General features: G+C 60.3%; 14 protein-coding genes. 12 read left to right on the forward strand and 2 right to left on the reverse strand.

Annotated elements, in window-relative coordinates; translation table 11 throughout:
- Window positions 1-2 precede the first annotated feature (2 nt).
- The 4 genes from AC3WK5_RS12235 to AC3WK5_RS12250 are packed head-to-tail and all read left to right on the forward strand — an operon-like array spanning window position 3 to window position 3,326.
- Window positions 3-1,334 (forward strand): MFS transporter, encoded by a 1,332-nt coding sequence (locus AC3WK5_RS12235; RefSeq protein ID WP_103315133.1) that lies wholly within the window; start codon window positions 3-5, stop codon window positions 1,332-1,334.
- A complete protein-coding gene (locus AC3WK5_RS12240) occupies window positions 1,331-1,996 on the forward strand; it encodes a DsbA family oxidoreductase (protein ID WP_103315134.1) in 666 nt (221 codons plus the stop codon). Before AC3WK5_RS12235 ends, AC3WK5_RS12240 begins: the two co-directional genes overlap by 4 nt.
- A complete protein-coding gene (locus tag AC3WK5_RS12245) occupies window positions 1,993-2,319 on the forward strand; it encodes a Rieske (2Fe-2S) protein (protein WP_054596677.1) in 327 nt (108 codons plus the stop codon). The genes AC3WK5_RS12240 and AC3WK5_RS12245 overlap by 4 nt, the downstream gene beginning before the upstream one ends.
- Window positions 2,316-3,326 carry a YeiH family protein gene (locus tag AC3WK5_RS12250; RefSeq protein ID WP_054596678.1) on the forward strand — a complete coding sequence of 337 codons (1,011 nt, stop codon included), beginning with the start codon at window positions 2,316-2,318 and terminating at the stop codon, window positions 3,324-3,326. The genes AC3WK5_RS12245 and AC3WK5_RS12250 overlap by 4 nt, the downstream gene beginning before the upstream one ends.
- Window positions 3,327-3,589: 263 nt before the next feature.
- On the opposite strand, the gene AC3WK5_RS12255 is transcribed toward AC3WK5_RS12250, so the two are convergent.
- Window positions 3,590-4,642 carry an AraC family transcriptional regulator gene (locus AC3WK5_RS12255; protein WP_054596679.1) on the reverse strand — a complete coding sequence of 351 codons (1,053 nt, stop codon included), beginning with the start codon at window positions 4,640-4,642 and terminating at the stop codon, window positions 3,590-3,592.
- Window positions 4,643-4,995: 353 nt separating this feature from the next.
- Here AC3WK5_RS12255 and AC3WK5_RS12260 point away from each other — a divergent pair, with 353 nt between their 5' ends.
- The 7 genes from AC3WK5_RS12260 to AC3WK5_RS12290 all read left to right on the forward strand — a co-directional run bounded on the left by AC3WK5_RS12260 (window position 4,996) and on the right by AC3WK5_RS12290 (window position 16,279).
- Window positions 4,996-5,562, forward strand: a complete 567-nt coding sequence (locus AC3WK5_RS12260) for an RBBP9/YdeN family alpha/beta hydrolase (RefSeq protein WP_103315136.1) — start codon at window positions 4,996-4,998, stop codon at window positions 5,560-5,562.
- Window positions 5,563-5,690: 128 nt separating this feature from the next.
- Window positions 5,691-7,706: a DUF1302 domain-containing protein gene (locus tag AC3WK5_RS12265; protein ID WP_103315137.1), complete on the forward strand. Its 2,016-nt coding sequence runs from the start codon at window positions 5,691-5,693 to the stop codon at window positions 7,704-7,706.
- A 40-nt stretch (window positions 7,707-7,746) separates the two neighbouring features.
- A complete protein-coding gene (locus tag AC3WK5_RS12270) occupies window positions 7,747-9,105 on the forward strand; it encodes a DUF1329 domain-containing protein (protein ID WP_103315138.1) in 1,359 nt (452 codons plus the stop codon).
- A gap of 71 nt (window positions 9,106-9,176) precedes the next feature.
- Window positions 9,177-10,250, forward strand: a complete 1,074-nt coding sequence (locus AC3WK5_RS12275) for a WD40/YVTN/BNR-like repeat-containing protein (RefSeq protein ID WP_103315139.1) — start codon at window positions 9,177-9,179, stop codon at window positions 10,248-10,250.
- Window positions 10,251-10,281: 31 nt separating this feature from the next.
- Window positions 10,282-12,816, forward strand: coding sequence for an efflux RND transporter permease subunit (locus AC3WK5_RS12280; RefSeq protein WP_103315140.1), 2,535 nt, complete (start codon window positions 10,282-10,284; stop codon window positions 12,814-12,816).
- Between the two features lie 7 nt (window positions 12,817-12,823).
- Complete coding sequence (locus AC3WK5_RS12285; protein ID WP_103315141.1) at window positions 12,824-14,602, forward strand: acyl-CoA dehydrogenase C-terminal domain-containing protein; 1,779 nt, start codon at window positions 12,824-12,826, stop codon at window positions 14,600-14,602.
- A gap of 24 nt (window positions 14,603-14,626) precedes the next feature.
- Window positions 14,627-16,279 carry a fatty acid--CoA ligase gene (locus AC3WK5_RS12290; protein WP_103315142.1) on the forward strand — a complete coding sequence of 551 codons (1,653 nt, stop codon included), beginning with the start codon at window positions 14,627-14,629 and terminating at the stop codon, window positions 16,277-16,279.
- Between the two features lie 208 nt (window positions 16,280-16,487).
- On the opposite strand, the gene AC3WK5_RS12295 is transcribed toward AC3WK5_RS12290, so the two are convergent.
- Entirely contained in the window at window positions 16,488-16,973 is a 486-nt protein-coding gene (locus AC3WK5_RS12295; RefSeq protein WP_103315143.1) for an Lrp/AsnC family transcriptional regulator, read from the reverse strand.
- A gap of 371 nt (window positions 16,974-17,344) precedes the next feature.
- Between AC3WK5_RS12295 and AC3WK5_RS12300 the strand changes: the two genes are divergently transcribed.
- A complete protein-coding gene (locus AC3WK5_RS12300; protein ID WP_103315144.1) occupies window positions 17,345-17,767 on the forward strand; it encodes a DUF2000 domain-containing protein in 423 nt (140 codons plus the stop codon).
- Window positions 17,768-17,899: the final 132 nt, after the last annotated feature.

Here is a 17,899-nt window from a genome sequence, read left to right on the forward strand (position 1 = left end):
GCATGGCCTTTCACCCAATCGCCGCGGACGATGACGACGCCAGTGGTGTCGGTATTGCGCGCCAATATGCCTGGATCGTCTTTGCACTGACGTTCGGCTTGTTGATTTCCGATTACATGTCGCGTCAGGTGCTGAACGCGGTGTTCCCGATGCTCAAGGGCGAGTGGGCCCTGAGCGACGGCCAGCTCGGCCTGCTCAGTGGCATTGTCGCCTTGATGGTGGGGCTGCTGACATTTCCCCTGTCGTTGCTGGCGGATCGCTTCGGTCGGGTAAAAAGCCTGGCGCTGATGGCCCTGTTGTGGAGCCTCGCCACCCTGGGCTGCGCCTTGGCGCAGGACTACCAGCAGATGTTCATTGCCCGGTTCATGGTGGGTGTCGGCGAAGCGGCTTACGGCAGCGTCGGTATTGCAGTAGTGATTTCGGTCTTTCCCAAACACATGCGTGCAACGCTGGCCAGTGCCTTCATGGCGGGTGGCATGTTCGGCTCGGTGCTGGGTATGGCTCTGGGCGGTGTACTCGCTGCCAAGTTGGGCTGGCGCTGGTCGTTCGCCGGCATGGCGCTGTTCGGCCTGCTGCTGGCGATGCTTTACCCGCTTATCGTCAAGGAATCGCGCATCGCTCCTCAACGCGCGGCTCAAGCGGCGAACAAGGTGGTTGCAGCAGTCAAGCGCCCGCTGAGTACGCTGTGTTCCAGCCCTTCAGTGATCGCGGCCTATATCGGCAGCGGCTTGCAACTGTTCGTCGGCGGCACCGTGATTGTGTGGATGCCCAGCTACCTCAATCGTTATTACGACATGGCAACGGACAAGGCCGGCGGTGTCGCGGCGATCATCGTGCTGTGCAGCGGTGCGGGGATGATTCTGTGCGGCATGCTCAGCGACCGGCTGTGTCGGCACTCGCCGGAGCGCAAGGTCGCCCTGGCCATCGCTTATTGCCTGGGTAGTTGCCTGTTGCTGTCGGCGGCGTTCGCCTTGCCGGCGGGGCCTGCGCAATTGGCGCTGATCTGCCTGGGCATGCTGATTGCCGCTGGCACCACCGGACCTGCCGGGGCGATGGTTGCCAACCTGACCCACCATTCGGTCCACGGCACGGCCTTCGCCACGCTGACCCTGGCCAACAATATGCTCGGTCTGGCCCCGGGGCCATTCATCACCGGCAGGGTGTCCGACGTCATCGGCTTGCAGGCTGCTTTTCAATGGGTGCCGCTGGTCAGCATCGCGGCAGCGGCGGTGTTCTTTTATGCCAAGTGTCATTACCACAAGGATATCGCCCGGCTTGCGGGTGAGCGGGTCAACGATTCGATTAGTGAAGCTGTGTCAGAGGTGAAGGTGTGAGTGGTCGTTTACGGATTGACGTGTTCTTCGATTTTATCTGCCCGTGGTGCCTGATCGGTAAGCGCCAACTGGAATGTGCGCAGGATTTGCTGCGCATCCAGCAACCGGAGGTGGAGATCACCACGGTGTGGCACGGGGTGCAGTTGTTGCCACAACTGCCGGTACAGGGTGAGCCCTTCGCCGAGTTCTATCTCAAGCGTCTGGGCAGCGCTGAAGCCGTACGCATGCGCCAGGCCCAGGTGCAGCAGGCCGCCAACGCGGTGGGGGTGCCCATCGACCTGAGCCGCATCGCCACCATGCCCAATACTGCTGATGCCCATCGCTTGCTGGAGCGTGCCACTGTGCTGGGCAGTACGGCACAACGTGATGTCTTGCTTGAGCGTCTGTTCGCTGCCTACTTCCAGTACGGCGAGGACCTGGGTTGCCCTGAGACCTTGATCGCCATCGCCCGGGCGTGTGGCTTCGACGCTGATGCCATGGCCTCCGTTCTGCAAGGTGACGGCGATCCTTACGTCGGCAACGAGGCAGGCGCAGGCAGCGGTGTGCCGTGTTTTCAATTCGACCGCCGTCTGACGGTGGTCGGCGCGCAGCCTGCCGACGTACTGCTTGGCGCCATGGGCGAAGCCTTGCTCGATAGCCATCGCTCACGGCTGCCAGCATGAATCGGCGTGTCCCCGTGCCCGCTGGAAAACTCCCGCAGGCGGGTGGCCGTGCGCTAATTGAATTCGAGAGTAAAAGCCTGGCGTTGTTCAACGTCGAGGGCGACTTGTTCGCCATCGACGACAGCTGCCCGCATCAGGGCGCTTCGCTGTGCGGCGGGCGCCTTGAGGGGAGGGTGATTCAATGCGGCGCCCATGGCCTGCGCTTCGATCTGCGCAGCGGCTACCTGCTCAATTCAACCCAACTCAAAGTCGCCAGCTATCCGGTCGAGGTCGTCGACGGCCAGACTTTCATCGTCATCATTTCTGAGGAGTCCGCGCCATGAGCGTCATTGCTCTCACTCATATCCATAGTCGCACGCGCGAATTGGCGCCGGGTTTCGTTGTCAGTCTGATCGTTGCAGCGGCAGCCTCCTTTTTGTCCGAGCATTACGGTGCGCCGGTGATGCTGTTCGCATTGTTGCTGGGCATGGCGCTCAACTTCCTGGCCAGTGACGGCGCGTGCAAGGCCGGCATCGAGTTCACCGCTCGCACCGTGTTGCGCATTGGTGTGGCCCTGTTAGGCATGCGCATTACCCTCGAACAGATCGCCGCGCTGGGCTGGAAGCCTTTTGCTCTGGTGGTGATTCTGGTGGTGGTGACGATCAGTGTCTCGGTGGTGGCGGCCAAGGCGCTAGGCTTTCAGCGCTTGTTCGGCATGCTCACCGGTGGGGCTACCGCGATCTGTGGCGCCTCGGCTGCGATGGCGCTGGCGGCGGCGCTGCCCAATCATCCGCAGAAAGAACGCGCCACGCTGTTCACCGTCATTGGGGTATCGGCGCTGTCCACCACGGCAATGATCCTTTACCCGATGATTGCCAACTGGCTGTCGTTGTCGCCACAAGTTGCAGGGATGTTCCTGGGCGGTACCATCCACGATGTTGCCCAGGTAGTCGGTGCCGGTTACAGCCTGTCGACCGAGACCGGCGACATAGCCACTGTGGTCAAGCTGATGCGGGTCGCCATGCTGTTGCCGGTGATCCTCTGCGCCACCCTGATCACGCGTATGCAAGGCGCCGACACCTCCGGCAAACGGCCACCGTTGCTGCCGTGGTTTGCCGTCGGTTTTCTGCTGCTGGCCTGTATCAACAGTACGGGATGGGTGGCGCCGGCGGTGCAGGGCTCGGTCAACGAACTGTCGCGCTGGAGCCTGGTGGTTTCCATCAGCGCGCTGGGCATGAAGACTCAGCTCAAGGAGCTGGCCGCCGTCGGCATCAAGCCGATCCTGCTGATGGTGGGGGAGACGGTGTTTCTCGCGGTTCTGGTGTTGCTGTTGCTGCACTGGGGACTCTAAGCCCGGCCAAGCCTCAATGTTGTCCAGTTGATACCCTGTGGCGAGGGAGCTTGCTCCCGCTGGGGTGCGTAGCAGCCCCAAAACAGTCGCCGCGTACTTTCTGAAAAACCGCAGTCGCCTTGTTGGGGGCGCTTCGCACCCCAGCGGGAGCAAGCTCCCTCGCCACAGGGCTTTTGGGCGGTGTCATGAACATCGGTTCTTTCGCGGCGACTGTGCCAGCAGTTGCCGTTTTTTTTGCAATTCCAGCGTCCAATTCAATGGGTTCAGGGTTTGATGGAACCGGGCAGTGTGGTCGGGTTCATTGGTGCTTTGGCCGCCTGTTTTTGTGAACTGCGCCACGCGGCGGGCGGCATGCCGAACTGGGTGATGAACCAACGTGTGAAGGAGCTCGCCATGGAGTAGCCGAGCATGTCGGCGATCCGGCCCAGCGAATAATTCGGGTTTTCCAGGTAGCGCAGCACCAGGTCGCGGCGCACGTCGTTGATCAGGTCGTTGAAGGCGCAGCCGTCGTCTTTGAGGCGTCGCTGCAAGGTCCGAACATTCATGCCCTGGGTCTGGGCAATTTGCTCGATGGTGGCGCGTCCCATCGGCAACAGCAGGTAGATGGCTTTGCGCACCTCGAACAGCATCGACGGCCCTTCGTGGCTCAGCAGCGAGTCGAGGTAGCTCTGGGCGTAGCGAGCCATGGCCGGATCAGCATGGGGGTTGGTCATGTCGAGGCTGGCATCGGAACAGACAATGCCATTGAACTCGCTGCCGAACTCCAGGTTGCAGCCGAACAGGCGACGATGCAGTTGCAGGTTGTCGGGGGGCTGGTGCGTGAAGTTGACGCTGTAGGGATGCCAGTGTGTACCGAGCAGAGCGGCGCACAGGCGGAACATCACGCCGATTGCCAACTCAGTGGCTTGTCGGCTGGGCATCGGTGATTCGGTGACCACCTCTTCGCGGATGATCACCATCTTGCCGGCCTCTTCAATGAAGATGGCCAGCGAATCGTTCATCAGATGACGGTAATGCACTACGACCTGCAAGGCATCACGCAGCGTGCGCTGGTGGCTGAGCAGCAGGCTGACCACGCCGAAGTCCGAGAGCTGACGCGACTCGGCCATGCTCAGGCCGAAGTTTTGACAGCCGCTGGCGGCGGCCGACTCTTCCAGCAGACGCACCGCGGCATCGATGGGAATACGGTGTTCAGGGGCTTGCAACTGGGCTTTGCTCAGGCCGACGGCCGCCAGTAAATCGCGCGGGTTGAACCCCAGGTATTGGGTGACCTCCAGGTAGTTGGTCAAGACAGCGGCGCGAACAAGCTTGGTCATGCGAAGGTCTTTCCTGGGCAGATTCCGATGGAAATGAGCATGGCGACTATATCCAGCACTTCATCGATTGAACAGTTGCGACGTCATCGATGGCGCTCCTCCGGATCTGTCGGGATTGACCACCGACTTATGCGGCAATCGACGCTGACCCGTTGATTACCGCGGTCTTGATCGGACCTGTCGGTTTTTTTACCAGCGCTCGCGCCACGCTAACGCCTGGAAATCTGTCATCAAAAGAAAAGTGACTGACGTCCAATGAAAAGCGCCTCGGGTGGGCGCTCTTTAATGTCAGTCCTACAAAAAGCCCCTGGCGATAGAGCCAGTCGAGTCATCGAGAAAGCGAAGGTGTTGATGTGGACAAACTGCAGACTGCCGCAACCGTTCTGATCGTACCGGGCCTGCGCGAGCACGTTGCCGAACATTGGCAAACGCTGCTTGAGGCCCGCCTGAGCAAGGTGCGCAGTGTGCCGCCGCTTGAAACCGACAAGCTCGACTGCAGCAAGCGGGTCCAGGCGATCCAGCACGAACTTGAGCAGATCGAAGGGCCGGTGATTCTGGTGGCCCACAGTGCCGGTGTGTTGATGGTCGCGCACTGGGCGGCTCGACACCTTCGCCCGATCAAGGGCGCGCTGCTGGCCGCGCCACCGGACCTCGATGCCGATTGGCCGCAAGGCTACCCATCCGCTGAAACGCTGCGTACCCAGGGTTGGAATCCTCTACCCAAAGAGCCTCTGCCGTTCCGCAGCCTGATGGCCGCCAGTACCAACGACCACCTCGCCAGTCTGGAAGCCGTCACTCGCCTGGCTGAGGGCTGGGGCAGCGAACTGCTCAACCTGGGTGACGTGGGTCATCTCAATCCGGCAGCGGGCTATGGTCGCTGGCCGCAAGCCGAAGCACTCATCCTGGAGTTGGACCGCTAGTTCAGGCGCCGGTTGGCCGCAGGCCTTCGGCAATTGCCCTCATTCCTGAAAAACGCAAACCACTGGAACAAGCGGTTGCGTGAGGGCGGCTGCGCTTAAAACAACTACAAAAAAGCGGAGACAACGCAATGCACAACAATAAGAAGCGTCACGGGTTCACACCCTCGCGTTACAGCGTGTTGGCCTCGACCATTCTGGCCGCCGCCATGCCGGCCGCGCATGCGGTTGAACTCGATACGGGTAACCCGGACTGGACCGCGCGTTTTGATAACACCGTCAAATACAACTACGGCGTGCGCACCGAAAACGCCGACAAGCGCATGTTGGGGACGCCGAACAACAACGATGGCGACTACAACTTCCGCAAGGCCGGAACCAACATCACCAACCGCATTGACCTGTTGACCGAGATGGACGTGGTCTACAAGAACAGCATGGGCTTTCGTGTCAGTGCCGCCAGTTGGTACGACAAGGCATACGAGAACACCGGTTCGAACGCCAATCCGTTCGTCAACGGCAACGATGCCAAGTCGGGTCTGGTCGCCAACGATCCACGTCTTGCCGCGGTCACCGGTGACAATGTCGGCAATGGCAGTCCGCACCTGAGCAACTACGCCCAGCGTTACTACACCGGTCCTTCCGGCGAAATCCTCGATGCCTTCGTGTTCTACAGCACCGAAGTGGGCGAGGAGTCGCTGTTGAGCGTCAAGGCCGGTCAGCACAACGTGTTCTGGGGCGAAACCATCCTCAACCCGGTGCATTCGATCAGCTATGGCCAGTCCGGCCTGGACCTGGCCAAGCTGGCGGCCTCTCCGGGTACCGAAGCCAAGGAACTGTTCGTTCCGCGTAATCAGTTGTCGATGTCGTTCACCGTCAATCCCGAGTTAACGGTGGGTGCCCAATACTTCCTGGATTGGAATGCCGCCCGCCTGCCGGAGGCCGGTACCTACTACGGCGGTTCCGATCTGGTCGGTTTCGGTGCGCAGTCGTTCCTGCTGGGCAACACCAATGCCGTGGTACCCGGCAGCCCTCTGGGTTGTGGCCTGGCGCCGTGCAACGGGCTGACCAACGTGCGTCGTGGCCACGACCTGACGCCGGATAAAAGCGGAGACTGGGGCGTGATGGCCAAGTGGTCGCCCGCCTGGCTGGACGGCACGCTCGGTTTCTATTACCGCAAGACCTCGGACATTTTGCCTCAAGCCTGGTTGAACGCTACCGGGGTGACATCGGCCAATCCCAATGGAACCCGGCCTGCAGGCATGGTGCCGGCTGTCGTCAACACGCTTAATTCGTTGAGCACCAGCACTTATCAATTGGCCTATGCCGACAACATCCACATCGTCGGTCTGAGCCTGTCGAAAGAGATAGGCGGCGTCAGCGTCGGCTCCGACCTGAACATCCGTCACAACATGCCGCTGGCCAGTATCCCGGCGATTCTCAGTACCACCGGACCGCTGGGGCTGGGCGCCGGTTTGGGTTTGTTGCCGGCTCGTACGGCGCAGACCGGTATCGTCTATGACGTCCCGGACAAGGGCGACAGCATGAGTGCCACCGGTGACACGTTGCACTGGACACTCAACGGCCTGATGACCCTGCCCAAGACGCCGCTGTTCGATTCGGCAACCCTGCTTACCGAGCTGTATTACAGCAATCTGCTCAAACTCGATAGCAAGAATCAGGCGCTCTACAAGGGCAACAGCAGTTACCGCGGCGTCGATGCGCCGACCCGGGACAACTGGGGCATTGCAGCCAACTTCACGCCGACCTGGTACCAGGTCTTCCCGGGTGTCGACTTGAACATGCCGATGTCCATCAACGTAGGGCTTGCCGGCGTTTCACCGGTGTCCGGTGGCGGTGCCAAAGACACCGGCAACTATGCGGTCGGCGTCGGGGCCGTTGTGTACAACAAATACTTTGTCGACCTGAAGTACGTGGATTCCTTCGGCAAGACCGACAAGTGTGACGTCAGCGGCGTAAGTACCGGCGCGGCCAATGCCGGCAGCGGTGACGGCTCCACACCGAACGCCTTCAGCGGCAACGAAAACTACGCGTGTTATGGCGGTGGCTACTCAGCCTTTTCCGGCGGTGGCGCAACCACCGCAGACCGTGGCGCGGTTTACCTGACGATGAAAACCACCTTTTGATTCACGAATGGCTTAGTCACCTGAGCAGGAGAATAACAACATGAAATTCGTGCGTACGTTGCTGGGCGTTTCTCTGGCCATGGCGGTTGCCGCTCAGGCACAGGCCGCTGTATCGACTCAGGAAGCCGCCAGGCTGGGCAACAGCCTGACCCTGGTCGGGGCTGAAAAAGCCGGGAATGCCGAGGGTTCCATTCCTGCCTATTCCGGTGGCTTGACCACGCCGCCGGCCAGTTTCAAAACCGGTGACAGCATGCGCCCGGACCCCTTTGCCGACGAAAAACCACTGCTGGTGATCGACGGCAAAAACGTCGATCAGTACAAGGGCCAACTCACGGCGACCACCGTGGAACTGGCCAAGCGTTTCCCCACTTTCCACGTCAATGTCTATCCAACCCACCGCACCGTCGCACTGCCCAAGGCTGTGCTCGACAATGGCGTAAAAAATGCCACCGGCGCCAAGTCCCTCGAAGGCGGATTGGCGATCGACAACGTGCTGCCGGGTGTGCCGTTTCCTATCCCGCAGTCGGGCAACGAGGCGATGTGGAACTTCCTGTTGCGTTATCAGGGGGTCAGCATCAACTCCAAGTACGACTCGTGGAACGTCGACTCTGCGGGTGTGCCGAGCCTGGCAACCACCGGGCAGGCGTTCATTTCCTATCCGATCTACGAAAACCTGGCGCAGCCGATCAGCAGCGCCGACGTGTACTACCAGATGAAGCTGTCCTACACCGGCCCTGCGCGCCGGGCCGGCGAAGCGGTGATGCTCAAGGACGCCGCCAACCCGTTGCAGCAGCCGCGCCGTGGCTGGCAGTACTTGCCCGGTCAGCGTCGGGTAAAACTGGCGCCGAACCTGGCTTACGACACACCAAATCCCGGCACTGCCGGTGCAGGCACCTACGACGATGTCTTTGTGTTCAACGGTGCACTCGACCGCTACGACTGGAAGCTGGTGGGCAAGCAGGAAATGGTCGTGCCCTACAACACCTACAAGCTGACCTACGCCCAGGACCCCAAGTTACTGACCACCGCCAATCACCTGGCACCCGACTACGTGCGTTGGGAAAAACACCGGGTCTGGGTGGTAGAGGGCAACCTCAAGGCGGGTGCGCGGCACATCTATCAGAAGCGTCGTTTCTACCTGGATGAAGACAGCTGGACCGCTCTGGCCTCCGATCAGTACGACGCCCGTGGTCAGTTGTACCGAGGCTCCTTCGCGTTCCTCAGCCAAAGCTATGACAAGCAGATCCCGGATTCCACGCCCTTCATGATCTACGACCTGGTCGGTGGCTCCTACAACATCAACGGTGTGGTGGGGCCTTACGGCGGCATCAAGTACATCGATCCGCTCTCCAAGGCGCAGTGGTCGCCGGAGTCCCTGGCGGGTTCCGGCATTCGCTAAGCGAACACCTGGTTTGAACGTCGGGCTGCACGGTTGTGTGTCCCGGCGCGGCTATCCGAAGAGGACGCGGTATGTGTTCGTACAAAAAGTACCTGCAGTGGGCGCTGGGCATCTTGTTTGCAATGTTGCAGGGCCTCGCCCAGGCGGCCGGTTATGTCGATGTACTGGATCTGCCGGCCAGGGCCAGCGCCCTGGCGGTCAGCAGTCCGTTGTCAGGCCTGGCGCGCGCGGGTGAGCGATTGGTTGCGGTCGGGCAACGTGGCCACATTCTCTATTCCGATGATTCCGGCAAACACTGGCAGCAAGCCGCAGTGCCGGTGAGTGCCGATCTCACGGCGGTGAATTTCCCTTCTGCCCTGCAGGGCTGGGCGGTCGGCAACGACGGCGTGGTGTTGCACAGCAGCGACGCCGGGGCGACCTGGCGCAAGCAACTGGACGGCCGCCAGATCGGTGCCTTGCTGGTCCAGCGTTATGGGGCGTTGGCCAGTGCAGAACCCGGCAACGAACAATGGCCACTGCTGGCTGCCGAAGGCCAGCGACTGGTCGAGCAGGGCGCTGATAAACCTTTGCTCGACGTCTGGTTCGCCAATGACCACCTCGGCTATGTGGTCGGTGTGTTCAACCTGATCCTGCGCACCGAGGACGCTGGCCGGAGCTGGACTCCGTTTCAGGACCGTACCGACAACCCGCAGGGCTTCCACCTCAACGCCATCGCCTCTACCGGCGATGGGGTGTACATCGCCGGTGAGCAGGGCCTGTTGCTCAAATGGAATGAGGCTCAGCAGCGTTTCGTCGCCGTGCAGACGCCCTATCAGGGCAGCTTTTTCGGCGTGCTCGGCAAGCGCGGCGAAGTGATCGCTTACGGCTTGCGCGGCAACGTGTTGCGCAGCACGGATGGCGGCCTCAGCTGGACTGCGCTCGACAGTGGCCTGCACGTCAGCATCACCGCCGGCTTCGTCGACACCAACGGTCATTACCGCTTGTTCACCCAGGGCGGGCAGAGGCTGGTCAGTCAGGGGGCTGGCGCAGACATGCGCCTGATGCGGCAACCCGAACCGTCACCGGTGGCCGGCGCTGCTCAGGCCGCCGATGGCGCGTTGGTGGTGGTTGGCAGTCGTGGTGCACAGGCACTGCCCAAAGAATAAGACCTCGAACCCTTAGAGCGAGAACCCAGTCATGGGCAATATCAAACAAGACACCATGCCGGTGATCCGCGACGTGCGTGACTTCGACCACCACTCCGGTAACCGGCTGGAGCGGATGGTGTTCAACTATCGCCCGCTGTTCATGCTGCTGATGGCGCTGGCCACTGTGGTGCTGGGCTACATGGCAGCAACGCGCCTGGAACTGCGCCCCAGCTTCGAGAAAATGATTCCGCAGAGCCAGCCGTATATCCAGAATTTCCTGGAGAACCGTCAGTCACTGCGCGGTTTGGGTAACTCGGTGCGCGTGGTGGTCGAGAATACCCGGGGCGATATCTTCGACCCCGCTTACCTGGACGTGCTCAAACAGGTCAACGATCAGCTGTTTCTCACCGAAGGCGTTGATCGCGCCTGGATGAAGTCGTTGTGGAGCCCGGCGGTGCGCTGGACCGAAGTCACCGAACAAGGCTTCCAGGGAGGCCCGGTGATGCCCGATACCTATGAGGGCAAGCCTGAGCAAATAGAACAGTTGCGCCAGAACATTTCCCGCGCCGGACTCGTCGGCAACCTGGTGGCCAGTGACTTCAAGTCGAGCATGCTGATCGTCCCGTTGCTGGACAAGGCCGCGGCCGGCGGTCAGAGCATCAACTACCACGGGTTCTCGCAGATGCTTGAAGCGCAGTTGCGCGACAGGATCGAGTTCGCCGGCGACAGTGCCGCGCGCAAAGCCGGGGAGGAGGGCAAGGGCCAGTACAAGGTCCGGGTGATCGGTTTCGCCAAACTGATGGGCGACCTGATCGACGGCCTGATTCAGGTGATGATGTTTTTCGGCCTGGCCGTGATCACCTCGCTGGTGATTATTTTCCTCTACACCCGCTGCGTTCGCAGCACTTTGCTGGTGGTCGGCTGTTCGCTGGTCGCAGTGATCTGGCAACTGGGCATCGTTGCCTGGCTGGGTTATGCCATCGACCCGTACTCGGTGCTGGTGCCTTTTTTGGTCTTCGCCATCGGTGTGTCCCACGCGGCGCAGAAGATGAACGGGATCATGCAGGACATCGCCCGGGGCACCCACAAACTGATCGCTGCGCGCTACACCTTTCGCCGTCTGTTCATCGCCGGCGTCACCGCGCTGCTGGCCGACGCCGTGGGTTTCGCCGTGCTGATGCTGATCGACATACCGGTGATCAAGGACCTGGCCATCACCGCCAGCATCGGTGTCGCGGTGCTGATCTTTACCTCGTTGTTGCTGATGCCCGTGGCGCTTTCCTATGTCGGCGTCGGCGCCAAGGCTGCCGAGCGCGCCTTGAACATCGACACCCGGGCGGACGGACACAAGGGCTTTGGCAAGCTGTGGGACTGGCTCGACCGTTTCACCACGGCCAAGTGGGCCACGGGCGCCGTACTGATCGCACTGCTGATGGGCATCGGCGGCTTCGTCATCAGCCAGCACCTGAAGATCGGCGACCTGGAAAGTGGCGCACCGGAGTTGCGTGCCGACTCGCGTTATAACCGTGACAACGCCTACATCACCCGACACTACGCGTTATCCAGCGACCTGTTCGCGGTGATGATCAAGACGCCTGCGGAAGGCTGCCTGAACTATAAGACACTGGTTCTCGCCGACCGTCTGGCCTGGGAGCTGCAGCAGTATCCGGGCGTGCAGGCGACGTCCTCGCTGGTCAATGCCGTGCGCCAGATCACGGCCGGGACCTATGAGGGCAACCCCAAACTCAACAGTATCCAGCGCAACCAGGACGTCTTGAACTATGCCGCGCAGCAAGCCTCGGTCAACTCTCCAGAGTTGTTCAATACCGACTGCTCGCTGATGCCGGTGATTGCCTTTCTCAAGGACCACAAGGCCGAGACCCTGGATGCCGTGGTCGGGATCGCCGAGACCTTTGCCCGCGAAAACAGCAGCGATGACCGCCAGTTCCTGCTGGCGGCCGGGACCTCGGGTATTGAGGCCGCGACCAACATCGTGGTCCGCGAGGCCAATCGCACCATGCTGCTTTATGTCTATGCGGCGGTGACGCTGTTCTGCCTGATGACCTTCCGCAGTTGGCGCGCGACGTTGGTTGCGCTGCTGCCGCTGGTGCTGACCTCGATCCTCTGCGAGGCGTTGATGGTGGTCATGGGCATTGGCGTGAAGGTCGCGACCCTGCCGGTGATCGCATTGGGCGTCGGGATCGGTGTCGACTACGCGTTGTACCTGCTCAGTGTGCAGTTGCATTACCAGCGTCAGGGCTTGCCGCTGGCCCAGGCCTACCGCAACGCCGTGTCGTTTACCGGCCGGGTGGTGGGCCTGGTGGGCATCACCCTGGCGGCCGGCGTGGTGTGCTGGGCCTGGTCGCCGATCAAGTTCCAGGCGGACATGGGCATCCTGCTGACCTTCATGTTCCTGTGGAACATGCTCGGCGCGCTGATTCTGATTCCTGCCCTGTCGTATTTCCTGCTGCGGGGGGCGTCGCTTGATCGTCGCCCTGTTCCGGAGGCCCCTCAGGGGCACGCCGATGCAACCGCGCCAACCCAACCTTCGGGCATGTGTCACGCCCGGACTATTGCGGAGTAAGCCAACGATGTCTGATTACAAAGCCCCCTTGCGCGACATGCATTTCGTCCTCAACGAGGTCTTCGAGGTGTCCAGGCTATGGGCCCGACTGCCCGGCCTGGCCGAGGTGATCGATGAAGAGACGGCCGCCGCGATCCTTGAAGAGGCCGGCAAGATCAGCGCCGAAGTGATCGCACCGCTGAACCGCAGCAGTGACGAACAAGGCTGCACCTGGAACAACGGCACGGTGACTGCCCCGGACGGTTTTGTCGCGGCGTACCAGGCATTCGCCGAAGGCGGTTGGGTGGGTGTCGGCGGCGACCCGCAATTCGGTGGCATGGGCATGCCCAAGGCCATTTCGGCCCAGGTCGAGGAGATGGTCAATTGCGCCAGTCTGTCGTTTGGCCTGTACCCGATGCTGACCGCCGGGGCGTGCCTGTCGATCAATGCCCACGCCAGTCGGGAACTCAAGGAACGCTATCTGCCGAACATGTACGCCGGCACCTGGACCGGTTCGATGTGCCTGACCGAGGCCCATGCGGGCACCGATCTTGGCTTGATTCGCACCCGGGCCGAACCTCAGGCCGACGGCAGTTTCAAGGTCAGCGGCAGCAAGATTTTCATTACCGGCGGCGAACACGACCTGAGCGAAAACATCATTCACCTGGTGCTGGCCAGACTGCCGGATGCGCCCGCCGGCCCTAAAGGTATTTCGCTGTTTCTGGTGCCCAAGGTACTGGTCAATGCCGATGGCTCGCTGGGCGAGCACAACGCGCTGTCCTGCGGTTCAATCGAACACAAGATGGGCATCAAGGCATCCGCCACCTGCGTGATGAACTTTGACGGCGCGACCGGCTGGATCGTCGATGCGCCGAACAAAGGCCTGGCCGCGATGTTCACCATGATGAATTACGAACGTCTGGGCGTGGGTATCCAGGGGTTGGCGCTGGGTGAGCGTTCGTACCAGAACGCAGTCGAATACGCCCGCGAACGCATCCAGAGTCGTGCGCCGACCGGCCCGCAGGCCACCGACAAAACAGCCGATCCGATCATCGTGCACCCGGATGTACGGCGCATGCTGTTGACCATGAAGGCCTTGAACGAAGGCGGGCGGGCGTTTTCCAGCTACGTGGCCCTGCAACTGGATACCGCCAAGTACAGCGACGATGTACCAACCCGCACCCGTGCCCAGGAACTGGTGTCGTTGCTGACCCCGGTGGCCAAGGCGTTTCTCACCGACATGGGGCTGGAAACCACGGTGCATGGCCAGCAGATCTTCGGTGGTCACGGCTATATCCGCGAGTGGGGGCAGGAGCAATTGGTTCGCGATGTGCGGATTACCCAGATCTACGAAGGCACCAACGGCATCCAGTCACTGGACCTCGCCGGGCGCAAGATCGTTGGCAGCGGCGGGGCGCTTTACCGTTTGTTCGCCGCCGAAATTCGCCACTTCATCGCCAACGCCAGCACTGACCTCGGCGAGTTCTGCAAGCCGTTGAGCGCCGCCGTGGACACTCTCGACGAGTTGACTGCGTGGCTGCTGGATCGGGCACCGAACAACCCGAACGAAATCGGTGCCGCCTCGGTCGAGTACCTGCAGGTGTTTGGCTACACCGCCTATGCCTACATGTGGGCCCTGATGGCCAAGGCGGCCACGGGCAAACAGGCCGAGGATGATTTCTACGCCAGCAAGCTCGGCACTGCACGTTTCTACTTTGCCCGTCTGCTGCCACGCATCCACTCGTTGAGCGCTGCGGTCAAGGCCGGCAGTGAATGCCTCTACGAACTGGACGCCGTGCAGTTCTGATCGAAAGGACAAGGAACCCCAACCATGATGGCGACAAAAATAATTCCGCCCGCCGACGGCGCCTATGCCTATCCGTTGCTGATCAAGCAATTGTTGCTGTCCGGCGTGCGCTACGAACCGGGTCGGGAAATCGTATACGCCGATAAACTGCGCTACAGCTACCAGACCCTCAACCAACGGATCCGCAGGTTGGCCAACGCCTTGACCGCTGCCGGCGTCAAGGCCGGGGATACGGTGGCCTTGCTCGATTGGGACAGCCATCGCTACCTGGAATGTTTCTTTGCCGTGCCGATGATCGGCGCGGTGCTGCACACCGTGAATATTCGTCTTTCTGCGGATCAGGTGCTCTTCACCATGAACCACGCCGAGGATGATCTGGTGCTGGTGCATGATGATTTCCTGCCCCTGGTCGAGCAGATTCAAGGACAGCTCAGTACCGTCAAAGGCTACCTCCAGCTGACCGACGACACGGCAACCGACACGTCTCTACCCGTGCTGGGGGAGTATGAGCAGCTGTTGTCTCAAGCGGCAGACCAGTACCAATTCCCTGACTTCGATGAAAACTCGGTGGCGACCCTGTTCTACACCACGGGCACCACCGGTGACCCTAAAGGCGTGTATTTCACTCATCGCCAGTTGGTGCTGCACACCTTGAATGCCGTGGGCACGCTGGGTGTCTATCAAGGTCTGCCGCTGCTGCGTTCCGATGATGTCTACATGCCCATCACCCCGATGTTTCACGTGCATGCCTGGGGTGTGCCCTATGTTGCCACCCTGATGGGTCTCAAGCAGGTGTACCCCGGTCGTTATGAGCCCAACCGCCTGGTCAGGCTGTACCGCGAAGAGAGCGTTACGTTTTCCCATTGTGTACCGACCCTGTTGCAAATGATCCTGGGCTGCGAGGAAGCGGTACAGACCCGTTTCGATGGCTGGAAAATGCTCCTGGGCGGCAGCGCCCTGACGCTGGGCATTGCCAGCGAAGCGAGCGCCAGAGGCATTCGCGTACACAGTGGCTACGGCATGTCGGAAACCTGCCCGCTGCTTTGTACGACGTACCTGCGCGATGAAGAACTGGAACTACCCACCCAAACCCAGTTGGCCATTCGTATCAAGACTGGGACGCCTGTGCCGATGGTCGATCTTAAAATCGTCGATGCCGGCGGCAATGATGTGCCTCACGACGGCGAGTCCCTGGGCGAGATCGTGGTCCGTGCGCCCTGGCTGACTCAAGGTTATTGGAAGGCGCCCGAAAAGGGCGCCGAGTTGTGGCGCGACGGTTGGATGCACACCGGTGACATCGCTTCTATCGACGCCTTGGGCGGGGTGGAAATCAAGGATCGAATCAAGGACGTCATCAAGACGGGAGGGGAGTGGATCAGCTCTCTGGAGCTGGAGAGCCTGATCAGCGAACACTCGGCCGTCATGTCGGTCGCGGTCGTGGGCATTGCCGATGAGCAATGGGGTGAACGACCGATGGCGCTGGTGGTGTGCGCGCCTGGGCAATATCTCGACCGCAAGATCCTGGAGGTGCATCTGCAAGGGTTTGTCGAGCGTGGTCGCATCAACAAATGGGCGATCCCCAAGCAGTTCAAATTCGTCGCCGAAATTCCTAAAACCAGTATCGGGAAGATTAATAAGAAACTGATCCGGGAAAGCGAAGTAATGCTGTTCACTTAAGCAATTTCACCCGCGACGCATTCTTTGTAGCAGCTGCCGAAGGCTGCGTTCGGCTGCGCAGCAGTCGTGAGTCCGGCTGCCGTGGTGTACCTGACACACCGCAATTGCTGATTTTACGACTGCTGCGCAGCCGAACGCAGCCTTCGGCAGCTGCTACAGATTGCATTCCGGAAACACAAGGCAGGCCTCTACCTTGGTGGAGGTTTGCTCAGGCTTCTAGGGAGCGCTTGACCGGGAACGACACGAACGGCTTGATCTCCTTGAGCACGAACATGCTCTGCATCTCCTTGATGCCGGGCAACTGTCGGATGACCGACATCGCGAAGTCGGCAAACGAGTCGAGATCGCGTGCCACTACCTGCAACAGGAAGTCAGCGTCACCACCGATGCTGTAGCACGCCACCACATCCTCCAGCTGCATCACTTCCTGCTCGAACTTCCGGGCCTCGGCTGCGCTGTGATGGTCGATGCTGACCCGGATGAACACCATCACTCCCAGCCCGATCCTGCGTCGGTCCAGCACCGCCCTGTAACCCTGAATAAAGCGATGTTCTTCCAGCTGCCGGACCCTGCGCCAGCAGGGCGAGGCAGACATGCCGATCTGGTCGGCCAAGGTCTGGTTGGTGATCCTGCCGTCCTGTTGCAAGGCTGTAAGGATTTTGACATCTGTCAGATTTAGCGTCTGATCGGTCATAAATTCCGCGTCCCTGTGATAAAGAGGTAGATCCTACCAGAACGCATCGGCCGGGCAATTAAAATAGAAATTTTTTCCCCGGCTAAAGGGGATAAGATTTTTTCAACTTCTAACGTTGAAGTTGCCACGCTTTAGCCTCTATGCACAAACCGATGCCGGACGCGTCGTTGAATACATAAACCACAATTGGCCGATTCCTTTTCCGAAGGACGCGATTGCAGGGTGATAAAGGATTCTTCATCTTGGCAGGTAGTGGCTATTGATAGTGGCAGTGACACTACGAAGTTAGTCGGGTTGCTCGATGGTTGGGCTGACTTCGGTGTGACAAAACTTGAAGAACTGAAGGTTTATTGACCGTCGTGGAGGATTGAATGAATTTTGATGCTGCCGTTCACAAATGCGTGATTGTCGTCGACAAAGCACTGGGGCTGGGACATGCGGCCAATGCCGTCAGCGTTATCGGCGTCAGCCTGGGGCGCTCGGTAGAAGGTCTGGTCGGACCTGACATGCAAAGCCGTGACAATGTTAATTACCCCGGCGTCATCTACGCACCGTTGCCGATTCTGCTGTCCACCAATGAGTATTTGCAGGAACTTCAAGAGAAAGCGCTGGCGGATGATGAATTTCACATCATGCCATTCAGCGCCCTGGCGCAATCCTGCAAGACGTATCAGGAGTATGAGGCGCGTATCTCCGAGGCCGACAGTTCAGCCATAGAGTTGGTTGCCATCGGCTTGATCGGGCCGAAGAAAAAAATCAGCAAGTTGACCGGTAATCTTTCGCTGTTCAAATGACAAGACGGTTGTAGTGTACGTTTTGTTCAGCCTGAGATTCTGGAGTTGGCACGTACAGTTCATCAATAACATGCAGTGTTTGAGAAGGGTGGTAACTGCAGCGGGGAGTTGAATGATATTCGGCTTGCGGCG

Source organism: Pseudomonas sp. FW306-02-D09B (genome assembly GCF_058782685.1).